This window comes from Streptococcus sanguinis (genome assembly GCF_003943735.1).
GTDB lineage: Bacteria > Bacillota > Bacilli > Lactobacillales > Streptococcaceae > Streptococcus > Streptococcus sanguinis_E.
The window spans coordinates 1-1,413 of record NZ_RJMV01000026.1 but is presented as its reverse complement, the minus strand read 5'-3'; the positions used below and the strand labels follow the sequence as shown (position 1 = coordinate 1,413).

2 protein-coding genes are annotated in these 1,413 nt (G+C 29.6%); both read left to right on the top strand.

All coding sequences use genetic code 11. The features are described 5' to 3' along the window. Window positions 1-94: 94 nt before the first annotated feature. Window positions 95-607 carry a Panacea domain-containing protein gene (locus D8877_RS12180; protein WP_125341677.1) on the top strand — a complete coding sequence of 171 codons (513 nt, stop codon included), beginning with the start codon at window positions 95-97 and terminating at the stop codon, window positions 605-607. Beyond that, window positions 588-1,385 carry a hypothetical protein gene (locus D8877_RS12175; protein WP_142999432.1) on the top strand — a complete coding sequence of 266 codons (798 nt, stop codon included), beginning with the start codon at window positions 588-590 and terminating at the stop codon, window positions 1,383-1,385. The genes D8877_RS12180 and D8877_RS12175 overlap by 20 nt, the downstream gene beginning before the upstream one ends. The last annotated feature ends 28 nt before the right edge of the window (window positions 1,386-1,413 follow it).

Below are 1,413 nucleotides of genomic sequence, written 5' to 3'. Positions count from 1 at the left end.
GTTCTATAACGGTGTATAATATAATTATAAAGTTAAACGCAGGTGACAGATGTGTGTTGCTTGTATTTTTTTGTACTAAAAAGGAGAATGGAAAATGACTGATTATATCTTTCAAGATAAAACCGATCTTGTAAATCATTTATTTTATAAATTAAGCGATGCCTCTCCAATTAAAATCCAAAAGACTTTATATTTCCTATTTGCTTTTTATGGAGCAACATACGGCAAATTATCAGGTGAAGAAAGTGTTGGGGAATTAGAATCCGTCAATTACACTAACTTTTTATTTAAACCAAATTTCGAAGCATGGAAGTACGGACCAGTTGATGATGAAGTCTATACAGCTTATCGTGAGGATCGTTACGAAGCAGTACAATTGACTGAAGATAAATTAAACGAAAAGCTTACTCCTTCAGAAAAAAGGAATATACTTCAATTTATTGACAGCATTATTCAACAAACTGATGAAGTCGATGATTTTACATTGGTTGATAGAACTCATGAGGATGATGCATGGCGTGTCCCATTTGAGGAAAAAGATGGTGAAATGCATATAAAAATGAATCCTCAAGCAATTGTTGACGAATATGCTGAAAAATATGTGTAATGAACCGTTTTCAGTTGATGTTCTTGGTAGCAATCCAAAGCTATTAAAGAAAAAACAATCAAAAATAAAATTCCAAAATAAAGTCTTTAATTCGGTAACATACACACCACCTAACAGGATTGATTTTAAAGATATTAAATTAGAAGTTGTTTTTAAAGATTGTTCAAAAAAATTTGTTAATCTACCTGCTTTAAAATTTTCAAATAAGAAAAGTGAATTTGGTGCTGATTCGAAAACAATGTTATGTTTAAAAAAAATCATTGATGAACCATCTATTATCCAAAGGAACTCTTCTCGAATTACTATTAAAAATAACGACCAAGGGAAACGAATAAAAGATATCCTATATAATTTTTTAGAACAGGCTTTTGTTGATTTTCACGAATCTTATTTTAGAAAATCATCCATTTTGGACAATTTCGATATTTTGTCTCCGCATGAGGGAAGATTTAGAGTAATTTGTGTTTATACAATCAAATCTTCATCACATAAAAAAGAAAGAACCAAACACTATATAGAAGTAGTTTTACTAGACCCATATCATTTGTTTATTCCTAGCAAACTTTGGGATAAAGATAAAATTACTGGTAAGGATAGGTTACTTAACAGTGAAGAAGCTATGAATCGAACATATGAGCAGGTTAAAGATTATAATAGAGAGTTTTCACTTGAAAATATCAATAAAAAAAGAATCAATCGATTCTTTTTTTTGTATTATTTTAAAATCATGCCTTTTAATTCATCTTCTACAGAGTCTCTGTATACTTTATATATCTGAGCTGGGTTTAGTGAATTTCATGTATGAT

Coding starts and splice junctions, on each gene's coding strand:
- D8877_RS12180 (WP_125341677.1), top strand. CDS start 95: ATGACTGATTATATCTTTCAAGATAAAACCGATCTTGTAAATCATTTA.
- D8877_RS12175 (WP_142999432.1), top strand. CDS start 588: ATGCTGAAAAATATGTGTAATGAACCGTTTTCAGTTGATGTTCTTGGT.